Source organism: Neobacillus niacini NBRC 15566, from assembly GCF_001591505.1.
In the GTDB taxonomy this organism is placed as follows: domain Bacteria; phylum Bacillota; class Bacilli; order Bacillales; family Cytobacillaceae; genus Neobacillus; species Neobacillus niacini.
On record NZ_BCVA01000007.1, the window covers coordinates 43423 to 59505 of the forward strand.

Here is a 16083-nt window from a genome sequence, read left to right on the forward strand (position 1 = left end):
AATTTCAGCATGCAAAGGGGATTTTTTACCATAAGCTAAAGTTACGACTATTTCTTTATGTTTTTGGACCGTCTTGCTATAATAAATACTACAGTTGTAAAAGTAGGAGGGATACTCATGAAGGAGATTCCACAAATATCAGAAGCAGAATATGAAGTGATGAAGGTTATTTGGAACTTTGAGCCGATTTCGACTCCTGAGGTAGTGGAGAAATTATCGAATAAGAGTGATTGGAAGCCAAATACCATTCACACCATGCTGGCGCGCCTAGTTAAGAAAAAGGCTTTGCACGCAAGAAAAGACGGCCGAGTGTTTATTTATACTTCACTCGTTGAAAAGCATGAATATGTTGAGCAAAAAAGTAAATCCTTTCTGCAGCAGTTTTTCGGAGGCACACTAAATTCAATGATATTAAATTTTATTGAGAATGATAAGTTATCGAATGAAGATATTTCGGAATTAAAGAAAATATTATCCATGAGAGACAAGAAAGGGGAAAAATAATGGATACCATGCTGCTAAGGATTTTGGTTAGTACAATCGTGGTATCCCTCCTTATTTTCATCATTCTTTTAATCAAAAAGCTATTAAACAATCATATGACGGTGAAAGCACACTATCATATTTGGTATTTTCTTTGCATTCCAATCCTTGCTGCTTTTTTACCTTGGAGGAATTATCACTTGGGAGAAGGAACTCAGTATTTTAAAAGCTTCCTTTTTTTTCATAGAGACGGGCTTTCGAAGAGTGAAGGGGAAAATGGAGTGGATACCTTTCAGGCGCCAAACAGCGACTTATTACATGATTTCACGATATCTGTAAACAAGTCAATGCCCGATTTCCTCTACGATACATTTTATACAGTTTGGGTCATCGGAGTAGTTCTTTTTGCTGTGGCTGCTGTTTATTCAAACTATCAAATCTATCAGATGAAAAAGTCAGCTGTGGCTGTTCATAACCATGAGTTAAATGAACTATTCGAAGCGTGCAAAGAGTTGGTTGGGGTGAAAAGAAACATAAGGCTGCGGGAGACCTCTTTAATTACATCTCCAATCACGGTGGGGATTTTTCAACCCTATATTTTATTACCCAGCAAAACGCAAGAAGCATTCTCATTAAATGAAATAAAATACGTGTTTTTGCACGAGTTGCACCATCAAAAAAGCAAGGATCTGTTCGTGAATTACGTCATGTGGATGTTTAGTATCATTTATTGGTTTAACCCGTTCGTTTGGTATGCCTTAAAAAGGATTAGAATGGATCGGGAATTGGCTTGTGATGCTTCGGTTTTAAATCTCTTGGATGAGAGTGGATATATCGAGTATGGACATACGATCATTCGGTTTGCAGATAAAAAACATGATCGTACCTTTGAACATTTTGCTCCAGGGATAGGTGGTACAAAAAAACAAATAACACAAAGAATCAAAAGCATTGCAAGCTTCTCAATCGATTCTCCATTATTAAAATGGAAAAGCAAGGTCATTTGTGCAGTTTTAGGAATTGTTGTGCTATTCCTTGCTCCAATCACCACCGTTATTGCCAGCCCAGATGATGTGTATCATTTTAGCAGGAAGAATACGGTCTATGAAGATTTAAGCGCATATTTTGAAGGCTACAAGGGCAGCTTTGTTTTATATGATCCCTCGAAAGATCAATATCAAATTTATAATCGAGAGATGAGTGAACAGCGAATTTCTCCTAATAGCACATATAAAATATATTCTGCCTTATTTGCATTGGAATCCAATGTGATTTCCACAAATAACAATAGCCAGTTGTGGGATGGTGAAATGTATCCCTATCAAGAATGGAATCAAAATCAAAATTTAGCCTCTGCCTTGAGCCGTTCCGTGAATTGGTATTTTCAAAATACCGATCGTGAGGTAGGGAGAACGCAGCTACAAGATTATTTTCACAAGATAAAATACGGGAATGAGGATCTTTCAGGTGATTTGGAGAGTTACTGGATGGAATCTTCTTTAAAAATATCACCAATCGAACAAGTTCAATTATTATACCAATTAGAAGAAAATCAATGGGGTTTTAAAGCGGAAAATATCAAATCGGTAAAAAAATCAATTCTAATAGATGTGCAAAAGAATAAGCGGTTGTATGGTAAAACGGGAACAGGAATGATTAATGGTAAGAATGTAAATGGCTGGTTTATTGGCTTTGTCGATAATAGTGAAAATCGTTATTATTTCGCCATTAATATTCAAAATAAGGATGGGCAGGCACAAGGAAGCAAGGCAGCGGAGATTGCCAAGCAGATTCTGCAACATAAAAAGATATATTAATAATTAACCCCAGAAAGGATTACTCTTCCTTTTTGGGACTTTTAGGATTTAAATACTACAAATGTAGTATTTGTAACAACCTTACAAACCCCCATTATATGAAAGGGCTGATGTGTTTTGAAACAGAAAAAACAGAAAGAAAATATAGTAATAATCCGATCGAGATTGAATGCTCTCTTTACCATGGTCTTTGTTCTTTTTTCAATCCTGATTCTCCGCCTTGGCGTGATTCAAATTATCAAAGGGGAGGTCTTTGCGGCTCAGGCAAAGAGGACAGATGTGACGCCTGTCAGCTATTCCGTTCCACGCGGGAAAATATACGATACGAATCATAAGTTAGTAGTCTACAACATTCCAGAAAAGGCGATTATCTATACACCGCCGAAAAATCCCCAGCCAGGCGAATTGCTTGAACTGGCCAATAAGTTAAATACCTTTCTGGACATGACTGATAAAGAGATCAATAAAGTAACAGATCGGGATTTGAAAGATATCTGGCTGGTTGTACATAACAATGGCACGGATTTAATCACAAAGAAGGAGGAAAAATTATATCAACAGAAAAAGCTAAATGACGAGGATTTATACCGATTTAAATTAAAGCGCATTACAGAAAGCGATCTAAAGGCAATGAACAAAAACCTGGCGTCGATTTATCGGAAACTGTCGTCGGCCATCGCTCTAACACCGTCAGTGATCAAAAATGAAAATGTAACAGAGGAAGAGTTTGCGAAGGTCAATGAAAATCTGGAAGACTTGCCGGGTGTGGAAGGCACGACCGATTGGAAAAGGGGCAAGACCTATGGGGAAACGTTTTGGAATATGCTTGGGGAAGTAACGAGTGAAGATGAAGGTTTACCCGCAGAAAAGGTAGATTACTATACAGCTAGAGGGTACAAATTAAATGACCGCGTCGGGAAAAGCTATATTGAAGAGCTATATGATGGCGTGTTGCAAGGCCAAAAGGAAAAAGTAAAAACGGTAACAGATCAAAATGGAAATGTGGTGAGTACAGACATTGTATCGGAAGGGAAGAGCGGGAACGATATTGTTCTGACCATTGATATGGAGTTCCAATCCCAAGTGGAAAATATAATTCAGGAAGAATTAGTTAATGCAATTCAGAAGCCGCATACGGATACCCTTGACACTGCCTTTGTTGTGGCAATGGAACCGAAAACAGGTCACATTCTGGCAATGTCAGGAAAAGTGTACAACAGGCAGTCCAGAAAGTTTACCGATTTTACACCGGGGGCCTTCACTTATGCGTTTGAACAGGGATCCGTTGTAAAGGGGGCTACCGTATTAACTGGATATCAAACAGGTGTCAGGGATTTCGGGGAAATCGTGCTGGATGAGGTCATGCGATTTAAGGGTTCTGGAACCTTTTCTTCCTACGAAGTCATGAACAGTATTAACGAATTAGAGGCATTAGAGCGTTCATCAAACGTTTATATGTGGAAAACCGCGATCGAAATTATGGGTGGCAAGTATGTCCCCAATGGCACGTTGAATATCAATCCGAAAAGTATTGAAACCATCCGCTATTATTTCAATCAATTTGGTTTAGGCATCCCGACAGGTATTGATTTTAATAATGAAACGGCAGGAATTAAAGGAACCAATACAAGCACCTACTTTCAAATTGCCATCGGCCAATTAGATACCTATACACCAATGCAAATTACACAGTATATTACAACGATTGCCAATGGAGGATACCGGATGAAGCCTCAATTAGTGAAGGAGATTCGTGAAACCAATCCGAATGGCAATGAACCAGGTAGCGTAATCGATGAAATCGAACCAGTGGTGCTAAATCAAGTGGATATGAGTGAGGAGATGATTAAGCGGGTTCAACAAGGTTTTTGGCTGGTTACCCATGGTGCCAAAGGAACAGCGAGAGGATATTTTAAAGACGAACCGTACAATGCCGCGGGTAAAACCGGGACCTCGGAATCCTATAAAAATGGGGTGAAAACTTGGAATCTTTCTTTTGCTGGTTATGCTCCATTCAATGATCCCGAGATTGCCATTGCCGTTATTGTACCCAATGCCTACCGTGATGGTTATGCTCAGCCTCACAGTGCAGCTAATATCATTAGCCAGCGGGTTTTTCGAGCATATTTTGACACTAATGAAAAAGGACACCAAACTACAAAATGATATTGACATCCTTTTATTACAAGTGTAGTATTACGTATGTAGTTAATACTACATTTGTAGTATTTTGAGGGCAATCTAATATTGCACATGTAATCAAATTGGAGAAAGGAGGAAATTTTCCCCTAACATTTCGGGGCAACAAAAGGATATGAAAGTGATGTTGACTATGATTAAAAATTTGCAAACGGAATAAATTTTTCGTTGCATAAAAATGGAATTGAATTCAAAGTAATCCAAAATTTTTAGAATCAGTTTGTTAATAGCAGACGGTGTTAATCAATACATAATGATTAAACCCACTTATTCTATTATCTGTACATCTATTATTAATAGAAAGAGGTTAAGATCTTGAGGAAAACACATAATATTTTCAGTATGAATAACTTTATACATGCCCTGCTTGTGCTAGTGGTTGCAATTGTATCGCTCGGCGGCTGGTCCGCCACCAATAAACTTTCGGGGAAGCCCGAAAAGGCAGTCACGAAAACACTAGCACCCCATATACATCGTGAGTTTGGAGAACTCGAGAGCAAATTTGACGCCCGGCTTGGGGTATACGCTATCGATACAGGCACAAACCAGACCGTTTCCTATCGGTCTCATGAGCGGTTCGCTTACGCATCTACTTACAAAGCACTTGCAGCGGGTGCATTGCTGCAGCAGTACTCAATTGATCAACTCGAGGAGTTAGTCACTTACAACAGCGAGGACATCGTTTCGTATTCACCCGTGACAGAGCTTCACGTAGATACTGGGATGACTCTTGGGGAAGTTATCGAGGCTGCTGTCCGATATAGCGACAACACCGCCGGGAACCTTTTATTAGAGAAACTAGGAGGCCCTGAGGGATTTGAAACAGCACTGAGGCAGATTGGCGATAAGGTTACCGAGGCTGATCGCTACGAAACTGATTTGAACTCAGCTATTCCTGGAGATACACGTGACACAAGCACACCAAAATCTCTTGCTACGAGCCTCAAGGCTTTCGCAGTCAGCGACTTGCTCCCTACTGAAAAACGTAAGATCCTGACAGATTGGATGCGGGGAAATGCCACTGGAGATGCATTGATCCGTTCTGGTGCACCAACAGGTTGGGAAGTCGCTGACAAGAGTGGTGCGGGAAGCTATGGAACGCGGAATGACATTGCGATTGTTTGGCCGCCGAATAGAGCTCCCATTGTCATCGCAGTTCTATCTAGCCGCGATACACAGAATGCTACCTATAACAATACGCTTATTGCAGAGGCTGCCAAGGTCGCACTTAACGCTCTGAAGTGAAGAGATAAATAAATTTACTTTTTTAAGCAACCTGTTTTTTGTATGTGCAACAATACCTAAATTCAATGGTCAGAAAATGATATCGTTACAACCTGTAAAGTATTGTAAACATAAATTGTTAACAATACTTTACAGGTTTTTTATTGTGTAAATAAAAAAACAGATAGGATAGGTGATAGGGGTTGGCACGAAAGTTGCATTCCTAAGGTATGAGGTGATGATATGAAATTTAAAGAGTTATCCATTGGGCAGAAGTTTGAAACATTGTCTTATAAAGTGGGTAAGAATGAAATTATGACATTTGCCAGCCAATTTGACCCACAGTACATGCATATTGATGAAGAAAAGGCAAAACAGAGCAGATTTAAAGGCATTATCGCATCAGGGCTGCATACATTAAGTCTTTCATTTAAATTATGGGTCGAGACCGGAGTTTTGGGTGAGGATGTCATCGCTGGTACAGGGGTCAATAATCTTAAATTTACGAAACCAGTGTATCCAGAGGATGTCCTTTATGTCACGGCTGAAGTGATAAAAAAGGAAGAAAGAAAAGGAGCTGGTGAAGTAACTTTATTACTATCAAGTTATAAAAATAATGGCGAACAAGTACTGCAAGCAGAAATCTCTGCACTAGTATCAAAATAATCAGTAGAAGGGTGAGGGTTAACAGTGGCGTATCAAACAATTATTCTTGAAAGAAGAAATCAAACAGCTTGGATTTATTTGAATCGACCAGACGATATGAATTCTATATCTATCACTTTGTTGAAAGAATTGTCGGCAGTTCTAAAAGAGGTTGAACAAGATGATTCAGTCCGAGTGATTGTTTTATCGGGCAAAGAGAAAGCGTTTTGTGCAGGAGCAGATTTGAAAGAACTACTTGGGGATTTAGAAAAAAAGCCAGATGGGCAAAAGGGCTTGCTAGATTTAGCAGGGGGAATTTTTGAAGTGTTAAATGATTTATCTAAGCCATTAATCGCTGCTTTAAATGGGATTACATTGGCAGGCGGCTTGGAAATTGCGATGACGGCAGATATTATTATTGCCTCCGAAAAAGCAAAGATTGGCGACGCCCACGCTAATTTTGGCGTGCTGCCTGGAGGTGGCGGGGCTGTAAGGCTGCCACGAAAAATAGGGATGAATCGGGCAAAATATTTGTTATTTACCGGTGACTTTATTCCAGCTCAGCAAATGAAGGAATATGGATTGGTAAATGAGGTGGTTCCAGCAGAAGACTTGGAGAGAGTCGTACAGGAAATAGCAGACAAGATTTCAGCGAAGAGTCCGCTTGTATTAAGAGAAATGAAAAGTCTGGCAAATGATGGACAAGAACAACCACTTGAAATTGCTTTAAGACAAGAGTTATTGGCCCTAAAGAATCACACACGGTCATATGATTTCCATGAAGGTTTAGCAGCATTTGCAGAAAAAAGAAAACCAAATTTTAAAGGGTTTTAATCTGATTGTTCTCGTAATTAGGGGAATCTAGTATTACGGGAACAATCCTGATCAGATTGTTCCCGTAATTGGGGAAGCATGTTTTATGGGAACAATCCCAGTAAAAGGTAAGGCTAAACGAATGAATGCTCAGCCTCACTTTCCATGTTTGAGCCATATGCATAGTTTGGTAATTAAATAGTTTCGTTCAATTGATATTTTTTCATTTTCGCATAGAGCCATGGACGGCTGATTCCAAGAATTTCACTAGCTTTGGTTTTATTACCTTTTGCATCCTTTAAGGCTGAGAGGATCATATCTTTTTCAGTGGTAACCATTCTATCTTTATAGGTGGAGAGTGTTGGTTGAGAAACAAGTACTTCCTGAGTGAAAGAATCGAATGTAGGAATCTCGTCTCCATCAATATAGTCCCCCGTTTTTAAATTTGCTGCTCGTTCTAGAACATTTTGCAATTCTCTCACGTTACCCGGCCATGAATGCTTCATTAGTTTTGTTACAGCAGAATGGGTAACACCCTTAATGTAAAATCCACTTTGGTTCAAACGTCTAATAATCGTATGAATGACATCAGGTAAATCTTCCATTCTTTCTCTTAAAGGCGGTATATTTAAACGCATGATATTTAATCGATAGTATAAGTCTTCTCTAAACTTTCCTTCCGCAACTAATTGTTCAATATTCTGATTCGTGGCAGCGATAATTTTCGTACTTAAATGAATTGTTTTTGAACTGCCAATTGGCTGAAATTCTTTTTCTTGTAGAACGCGTAGGATCTTTGTCTGAAGAGGGAGCGACATATCCCCAATTTCATCCAAAAAGATAGTCCCATTTTGTGCAAGTTCAAATTTGCCCTTCATGCCGCCTTTTTTGGCACCAGTAAAGGCTCCATCCGCATAGCCAAAAAATTCAGATTCAAGGAGTTCTGGTGGGATTGCTGCACAATTGACTTGAACAAAGGAACCGGTTTGTCCTGAGGCAGCGTGAATTCCTTGGGCAAATAACTCTTTACCCGTCCCGCTTTCCCCAATAATTAATACGGTAGACATGCTTTTAGAAGCTAAATTTGCCTCATGCTTCACTTTCCGTAAAGCCTCGGATTCCCCAGCAATATCGAAAAATGTATATTTTGTCCCTTTCATTTCATGGATTTCATTTTGATAGTAAGAAATCTGTTTTTCAAGCTTTTTTACTTTCGTTAAGGCTTCATGTAACTGAGTTAATCCGCGAAAAGTCACTTTACAAATGGCACTAATGACTTCACCGTTTTCTTTAATCGGCAGAATCGAAATGAGAGATTGATAACCTTCGATAATTTGCGGTGAATTGTGAATGCTAATCCCGTTTTTTATGACACTTTCAATATCCAACTCAGGGAATAAATCGGTGGTACGTCTATGTAATACATCTTTAACATTTAAACCAAATAAGTCGGTAAAACCTTTATTAATCATTGTAATCTCAGCTTTTTTATTCACTAGGATAATCGCGTCATAGGCGATCTCGAGAACAGAAGATAATTGATTGTAAACAATATTATAGGATGACAGTAGTTGTTTAGTAGAAACCACACCCACGGGTTCCATTTCATTATTTAAAACCGGTGCATGTCCAACATTATGTTTTAAAAGCAGGCGCCTAGTATCCTCTACACTATCATTTGGATGAAGATAGATAGGGTTAGGGGTATAGTATGGATCGATAGTTGTATCAAAGGATGAAATCGTGATGAGGAGTTGAAAAATCTTATTCTTCGTAATAATTCCAATTAGTTTATTAGATTCATCTACTACAGGAAGTATATGGGAGTGTGTTTTGGTAAACATGGAGTGGACGTCTTTTAATGTCTGATCTTTCGTGCAACATAAAAAATCTGTTGTCATGAGATCGGAAATGAACAATTTCATCAGCCCTTTTTTAACTCTCATTATAACAGGAAAATCTAAAATGTTAACAGAAGGTTGTTAATACTTTTACAATTTACAATTTACAATTTTTTGTTAACAATACTTTACACATGGAAGAAAAAACGGTCGATTTAATAACATTTAATACATGGCATAGAAATTGCATTAGATATTGATAGAAAACTTGAACAGGAGGAGAAAGGATGACTCACTCAGTAGCAATTGAAGAAGAAATTACACTATTTAAAAAAACAATTGAAGCCTTTGCGAAAAAGGAAATCGAACCATATTACAGCCAGTGGGAAGAAGATGGAATCATTCCAAGATCACTTTGGAAAAAGCTTGGGGAAGCTGGGTTCCTTTGTGTGGATCTTCCTGAGCAATATGGCGGACTAGGAGCCCCCTTACATTTTGCCATGAGTATTGTAGATGAATTCAGCCGACTAGGATTCAGTTCCGTCTCAGGAAATTTAGCTGTCCATTCTAATATTGTCGCCCATTACATCCTTAATGCGGGTTCAGAGGAACAGAAAACCCACTATTTACCGAAAATGGTTTCCGGTGACTTTATAGGGGCCATTGCGATGACAGAGCCAGGTGCTGGGAGCGACCTTCAAGGAATAAAAACAACGGCAGTCAAAAATACATCTACGGGTGAATATGTGATCAATGGTTCCAAAACATTTATTTCGAATGGCCAGAATTTTGATTTTGTGATTGTTGTGGCGAAGACGAACCAAGCACTTCCTGCTTCAAAAGGGACAACACTCTTTATCGTTGATGGGGACAGTAAAGGCCTAACGAAAGGAAAGAAATTAAAGAAAATTGGACTACACTCTGCAGATACGTCTGAATTATTTTTAGAAGAGGTTAGAGCGGACCACCGTCAAATATTAGGTGAGCTTGACAATGGATTTATAACCTTAATGCGTGAATTACCCCGTGAACGGACGACTCTTGCAGTAGGGGCATGTGGAGCAATGGAGGGTGCATTAGAATTGACGATTCAATACATACACGAAAGGGAGGTCTTTGGAAAACCATTAAGCCAGCTGCAAGTGATTCGCCACAAAATCGCCGAAATGACAACAGAAGCAAAAGTGAATCGTGCCTATGTGAATCAATGTCTGGCTTTGTTAGAGAGAAACCAATTGTCAACAGTTGATGCTAGTATCGCGAAATTATCAACTACAGAAGCTCAAGGCAGAATTGCCGATGGCTGTCTACAATTGTTTGGCGGTTACGGTTATATGGAAGAATACCCGATATCAAGAGCCTTCACCGATGCAAGGGTACAGCGAATTTATGGCGGGACGTCTGAAATTATGAAGGAAATCATTAGTAAAGATGTATTAGGAAAATAAGAAAGGAGGATTGAATATGGGAATCTTGAACGGATTGAAAGTATTGGATTTTACGACGCTTTTACCAGGACCATTTGCAACGATGATGTTGGCCGATATGGGAGCGGAAGTGATTAAAGTGGAATCACCTGATCGTGTGGATTTAGCAAAACACCTGCCGCCCATGGATGGAGGGGTTTCGGCGTTGTTTGGACAGCTGCAACGCTCCAAGCGGTCACTTGCCCTAGACTTAAAGCAAAGTGAATCAAGAGAAATCATCTATCAATTAATACAGGAATATGACATTGTTGTTGAGCAGTTTCGCCCCGGCGTCATGGATAAATTAGGGATTGGTTATGAAAAGCTGAAGGAAGTCAATCCAAGGATGATTTATTGCTCCATTACGGGATATGGACAAACAGGACCACTGCGCAATCGGGCAGGACATGATAATAACTATTTAGCTATAGCAGGTGCAGCTAGCTACTCCTCTAGGAAAAATGAAGCCCCTGTTCCTGCGGGAATTCAGGTTGCCGATCTAGCAGGAGGCTCATTGCCATCCGTCATTGGGATACTCTCTGCAGTATATCACCGCGAAAAAACAGGTGAAGGCCAGTACATTGATATCAGCATGACGGATGCCGTATTTTCCTTAAATGCCATGTATGGAACTGGCTATTTAGCCGGAGGAAGAGAACCTGAACCCGAATCAGAGCTGCTAAATGGCGGATCCTTTTATGATTACTATGAAACGCTGGATCATCGCTATTTATCCGTTGGCAGTCTGGAACCCCAATTTCAAGCAAGATTATGTCAATTAATTGGAGATCCTAATCTAGTAAAACTTAGCAGCAGTCAGAAACTGGAGGAACAACAAGAGTTTAAAAGAATCCTAACAGAGGCGATTAAACAGAAATCGTTTGAGGAATGGCTGACCATTATTGGGGATGATTTTGATGGCTGCGTGGAACCGGTGTTGAAATTTTCGGAAGCAGTAAATCATCCGCAAATACAGGGAAGGAACATGGTGGTTTCAGTACCGAAGCCAAAAGGGGGTACCCAAAAGCAGATTGCCTTACCTATTAAATTTTCAACTCAGCCTCCAGAATATCGATTTACAGGTGTGCCAACAGGAACACATACGGGTGAAATTTTAACAGAGATTGGTTTGGATTCGCAGGCAATTGAGGTACTTGCAGATAAAGGAGTATTTGGAAAACAACTAAAAAGTAAAGGAGATTTAAGAGTATGAATTTACAAGATAAAGTAGCAGTGGTAACTGGTGGAGCGTCAGGTTTGGGATTAGCGACCGTAACAAGATTAGTAGAGAAGGGTGCTAAGGTTGTCATCTTTGATTTAAACGAAGCGAAAGCAAAGGAAGCAGTCGACCAATTAGGTGAGAATGTGCAGTATGCATTAGTGAATGTGGCCGATGAAGAATCTGTTCAGAAGGGTATCAACCAAACCATTGATGCGTTTGGAGCCATTCATATCTGTGTAAACTGCGCAGGTGTTGGTACACCAGGGAAAACGATTGGAAAAAAAGGTGTGTTACCGCTTGAGGATTTTAATAAGGTCGTAGGGATTAACTTAATCGGTACCTTTAATGTATTAAGACTAGCCGCGAATGAAATGAAAAATAATGAACCACTCACTGAATCTGGTGAAAGAGGCGTTATTATCAATACTGCTTCGGTGGCAGCCTTTGATGGTCAAATGGGGCAGGCGGCATACGGTGCAAGTAAAGCAGGCGTGGCTGGAATGACGTTACCTGTTTCAAGGGATTTATCGGGATTTGGCATTCGTGTCAACACAATCGCTCCTGGTTTATTTATGACACCTATGGCCAATACATTACCTGAAAAAGTGATTGAGAAGTTAGCGAGCAGTGTGGAATTTCCAAAGCGATTAGGGCACCCATCTGAATATGCGGAGTTAGCGACGTTTATGATGGAACATGAATATTTGAATGGGGAAGTGATTCGTTTAGATGGCGGAATTCGGATGTCCCCTCGTTAAAATCTAGCAACTTTAAAACGAATGAAGGAGGTAATGGTGTGACAAGTCAAGCAAATGTGATTGGTGTCTCGATGGTGAAGTTTGAGAAGCCAGGTAAAAATGAACCATATGAAAACATGGCACAAAAGGCAATCACTGGTGCCCTAAAAGACTCAGGAATTGATTTATCTCAAGTGGACCAGGCTTATTCCAGCTATGTTTATGGCGACAGCACCTGTGGTCAAACGGCCCTTTATCAAGTGGGAATGACAGGAATACCAATTATAAATCTCAATAATAATTGTTCTTCTGGTTCTACTGCCCTTTATATGGCACGGCAAGCGGTGGAATCAGGAGGAGCAGAATGTGTCTTGGCCTTTGGATTTGAAGAAATGAAGCCGGGTGCCTTAGGAGAAAATTGGAGTGACCGAACCTCGCCATTCCAATGGATATATAACCGTTTTGAGGAATTAAACCCAGAATTACCGGATGGACCTGTTGCCTTAAAAGTTTTTGGGGCAGCAGGATTGGAATACTTGAAAAAATATGATGCCAATCCTGATATTTTCGGGAAGGTAGCTGTTAAATCGAGGAAACATGCTGTTCATAATCCTTATTCTCTGTTTACAAAAGAGCTCCATTTAGATGAGGTCATGAATTCTCCCGTGATCTACCCAGGACTGACTAGGTTTATGGCGTGTCCTCCTACATGTGGGGCAGCAGCGGTGATTGTTTGCAGTGATTCTTTTGCAAAAAAACATAGTATCAATCATGGAGTTAAAATCGTTGCTCAATCGATGACCACCGATACACCGGAAAGCTATCAAGATAATCTACGCTTGGTTGGCAGCGGGATGACAGCTCGTGCTGCGAAACAGGTTTATGAAAAAGCGGGTATCGGTCCAGAAGATGTGGATGTAATAGAGCTTCACGATTGCTTTACCCCAAATGAAGTGATTACTTATGAGGCATTGGGACTTTGTGGTGTTGGAGAAGCTGAGAAATTTATTAATGACGAGGATAATACGTATGGAGGAAAATACGTTATCAATCCTTCTGGCGGATTAATGTCAAAAGGACATCCGCTTGGTGCCACAGGTTTGGCTCAATGTACAGAATTGGTTTGGCATTTGCGCGGGCAGGCGGGGCAGAGACAAGTAGAAGGAGCACGTACGGCGCTTCAACATAATTTAGGACTTGGCGGGGCATGTGTTGTCACTGTATATCAAAAGATCTAATAATTTTTTTATAAGTGGAGGCGTGAAGGGATGAATATTGTAAATACTTTGGTTCAAAACACGTCAAGACACCCAGAGAAAATGGCACTTACTTTTGAAAATCGATCGTATACGTACAGTGAATTTAATAAACTTGTGAACCGATTTGCGAATGGTCTACTAATTCAAGGTGTGAAAAAGGGAGAAAAAATTGCTCTAATGATGAAAAACTCAGATTCCTTTGCCATTGCCTATTATGCATGTGCCAAAATTGGTGCAGTAATTGTACCCATGAACTTTCGTTTAGTTGAACGAGAAGTGAGTTATATTTTAGACCAATCTGACAGTGTACTTGTCATTTGTGATCAAGAGTATGAAGCACTTGTTCAAGAAGCCAAAAGTGGAATTTCGCATGTTCGACAAGTGATTACGGTTGAAAAACCTACCATCATTGGAAATTTGTCCATTGAGGCTGTCCTATCTGATAAAGATGATGAGCCACCGATTGAAATAAAAAACACAGATGATCTTCATATTTTATATACATCGGGAACAACAGGTAATCCAAAGGGTGCAGTTTTTGATCATCAACGAGTTACCAATGTGATTGTGTCCTTGATGGGGACATTAGGGTATCATTCTGAGGAAAAATTTATCCATATAGCACCGCTTTTTCATGCGGCACAATTGGTCATTTGTTTAACAAGCAGTTTATTCATAGGTGCTTCCAACGTGATTCACCGTGAATTTAATCCTACTGCCATTTTCCGGGATATCGAGAAATATAAAATATCTACTTTTTTTGCTGTGCCGACCATGTATATGTTTTTACTGCAATTCCCTGATAAAGATCAATATGACGTTTCTTCCATTAAACGTTTTCTTTACGGCGCCGCACCTATGTCAGGTGATCAAGTGAAAGCGTGTATGTCATTTTTTAAGTCACAAAATTTTTATAGTTTATGTGGATTAACAGAAGCAGGTCCTTCAGGTATTTATTTATCACCCGAAGACCATCAAACAAAAGTCGGTTCAGCCGGAAAAAATGCACTGTTTTTAAATGAAGTGAAATTAGTCGCTCCTAATGGGCAGGAAACAAAACCAGGTGAAGTAGGGGAACTCACTTTTAAAGGTCGGACAATCATGAAAGAGTATTATAAAAAACCGAAGGAAACAGCAGAAACGATTCGGGATGGGTGGCTGCATACGGGTGATTTAGGCATAAAAGATGAGGATGGTTATGTATATATTGTTGACAGAAGTAAGGACATGATTATAACAGGCGGGGAAAACGTTTATTCCGTGGAGGTTGAGAACGTTTTACATTCACATCCACAAATCCAAGATGTTGCGATCATCGGGTCACCTGATCCTGAATGGGGAGAAGTAGTAACGGCTGTGATTGTGCGAAAAACAGGGAAAACGATAGATCAAACAGAGTTAGAAGCGTTTTGCAGAAGACATTTATCTGCTTATAAAATACCGAGAAAAGTAATCTTTAAAGATGAACTGCCTCGAAATGCTTCAGGAAAATTGTTGAAATTCAGGCTTCGGGAAACCATCAACAACGTAAACCCGAATTACGCGGCTAAATAAGTAAGAAGCGTTAGAAGAAGGAGTGGAAAAAGTGCAGGTTATCAACACATTCCTAAATGAAGGTGTTTTTGAAATTGAACTAAATCGCCCTAATCAGCTTAATGCATTGAATTTGGAATTAATCACCGCATTAGCAGATGCAGTAAGAGAGGCAAAGCAGAATCCGGCAGTCCGCTCTGTTTTACTTTATGGGAATGGAAGAGGATTTTGTGCTGGCGGCGACCTGAAGGATTTTGGAATCGATCCCTCCAATCCTATCGAAGTGAAAGAATTCTTACAAAAAGCTCATGAAGCAATCATTGATCTATATCATATGGAAAAACCGGTAATTGCAGCCGTACACGGATCAGCTGTTGGAGCAGGATGTAACTTAGCTTTTGCCTGCGATTTAATTGTTGCGGATGAAAGCGCTGTCTTTTCGGAGATCTTCGCAAAGGTGGGGGCTATTCCAGATTTGGGAGGGTTGTACTTCCTTCCGCAAAAAGTAGGAATGCACCGGGCAGCAGAATTGGTTTTTACTGGGAAAATATTGAATGCCGAAACTGCTTTCCATTACGGATTAATCAATGAAGTGGTTGCAAATGGGAAGGTAATTGAAAAGGGAAGAGAACTTGCACAACAATTAGCAAATGGACCAATGAAGGCCTTAGGAATGGCAAAACGAATTATGCATCAAGCCTCTCATGCTACCTTAGAAGAAATCTTAGAATTGGAAGCCTACGGCCAATCTCTCATTTTCCAAACACGAGATTTTTCAGAAGGAAGAAGAGCCTTTGCAGAAAAACGTGAAGCTAGATTTCAAGGTTACTAGTATCGAAAACTA

At 39.9% G+C, this 16083-nt stretch carries 13 protein-coding genes; 12 read left to right on the forward strand and 1 reads right to left on the reverse strand.

Translation table 11 applies throughout. The features are described 5' to 3' along the window. The first annotated feature begins 117 nt into the window (after nucleotides 1-117). From BANA01_RS08425 to BANA01_RS08450, 6 genes are all read left to right on the forward strand, one after another. Entirely contained in the window at nucleotides 118-504 is a 387-nt protein-coding gene (locus BANA01_RS08425) for a BlaI/MecI/CopY family transcriptional regulator (RefSeq protein WP_063252596.1), read from the forward strand. Further along, a complete protein-coding gene (locus BANA01_RS08430) occupies nucleotides 504-2300 on the forward strand; it encodes a BlaR1 family beta-lactam sensor/signal transducer (RefSeq protein ID WP_063252598.1) in 1797 nt (598 codons plus the stop codon). The genes BANA01_RS08425 and BANA01_RS08430 overlap by 1 nt, the downstream gene beginning before the upstream one ends. A gap of 165 nt (nucleotides 2301-2465) precedes the next feature. Continuing rightward, a complete protein-coding gene (locus tag BANA01_RS08435) occupies nucleotides 2466-4466 on the forward strand; it encodes a peptidoglycan D,D-transpeptidase FtsI family protein (RefSeq protein WP_235847090.1) in 2001 nt (666 codons plus the stop codon). A gap of 375 nt (nucleotides 4467-4841) precedes the next feature. Then, complete coding sequence (gene bla / locus BANA01_RS08440; protein WP_411834942.1) at nucleotides 4842-5744, forward strand: class A beta-lactamase; 903 nt, start codon at nucleotides 4842-4844, stop codon at nucleotides 5742-5744. A 222-nt stretch (nucleotides 5745-5966) separates the two neighbouring features. Then, nucleotides 5967-6389, forward strand: a complete 423-nt coding sequence (locus tag BANA01_RS08445) for a MaoC family dehydratase (RefSeq protein ID WP_034676323.1) — start codon at nucleotides 5967-5969, stop codon at nucleotides 6387-6389. A 24-nt stretch (nucleotides 6390-6413) separates the two neighbouring features. After that, complete coding sequence (locus tag BANA01_RS08450) at nucleotides 6414-7202, forward strand: enoyl-CoA hydratase/isomerase family protein (RefSeq protein ID WP_034676321.1); 789 nt, start codon at nucleotides 6414-6416, stop codon at nucleotides 7200-7202. Between the two features lie 173 nt (nucleotides 7203-7375). Here BANA01_RS08450 and BANA01_RS08455 read toward each other — a convergent pair whose 3' ends face one another. Continuing rightward, on the reverse strand, nucleotides 7376-9082 hold the full coding sequence (locus BANA01_RS08455) for a sigma 54-interacting transcriptional regulator (protein WP_169803666.1): 1707 nt from the start codon (nucleotides 9080-9082) through the stop codon (nucleotides 7376-7378). 227 nt (nucleotides 9083-9309) lie between these two features. On the opposite strand from BANA01_RS08455, the gene BANA01_RS08460 reads away from it, so the two are divergent. The 6 genes from BANA01_RS08460 to BANA01_RS08485 are packed head-to-tail and all read left to right on the forward strand — an operon-like array spanning nucleotide 9310 to nucleotide 16071. Then, nucleotides 9310-10470: an acyl-CoA dehydrogenase family protein gene (locus BANA01_RS08460; RefSeq protein ID WP_034676319.1), complete on the forward strand. Its 1161-nt coding sequence runs from the start codon at nucleotides 9310-9312 to the stop codon at nucleotides 10468-10470. Nucleotides 10471-10486: 16 nt separating this feature from the next. After that, on the forward strand, nucleotides 10487-11701 hold the full coding sequence (locus BANA01_RS08465) for a CaiB/BaiF CoA transferase family protein (RefSeq protein WP_157411746.1): 1215 nt from the start codon (nucleotides 10487-10489) through the stop codon (nucleotides 11699-11701). Beyond that, nucleotides 11698-12468 (forward strand): 3-hydroxyacyl-CoA dehydrogenase, encoded by a 771-nt coding sequence (locus BANA01_RS08470; RefSeq protein ID WP_034676318.1) that lies wholly within the window; start codon nucleotides 11698-11700, stop codon nucleotides 12466-12468. Before BANA01_RS08465 ends, BANA01_RS08470 begins: the two co-directional genes overlap by 4 nt. Nucleotides 12469-12506: 38 nt before the next feature. Further along, nucleotides 12507-13685: a lipid-transfer protein gene (locus BANA01_RS08475; RefSeq protein WP_034676316.1), complete on the forward strand. Its 1179-nt coding sequence runs from the start codon at nucleotides 12507-12509 to the stop codon at nucleotides 13683-13685. Between the two features lie 30 nt (nucleotides 13686-13715). Then, on the forward strand, nucleotides 13716-15260 hold the full coding sequence (locus BANA01_RS08480) for a long-chain-fatty-acid--CoA ligase (protein ID WP_034676314.1): 1545 nt from the start codon (nucleotides 13716-13718) through the stop codon (nucleotides 15258-15260). Nucleotides 15261-15291: 31 nt separating this feature from the next. Further along, the gene (locus BANA01_RS08485) at nucleotides 15292-16071 is read left to right on the forward strand and encodes an enoyl-CoA hydratase/isomerase family protein (RefSeq protein ID WP_052106407.1); all 780 of its coding nucleotides are present in this window, start codon (nucleotides 15292-15294) and stop codon (nucleotides 16069-16071) included. Nucleotides 16072-16083 lie beyond the last annotated feature (12 nt).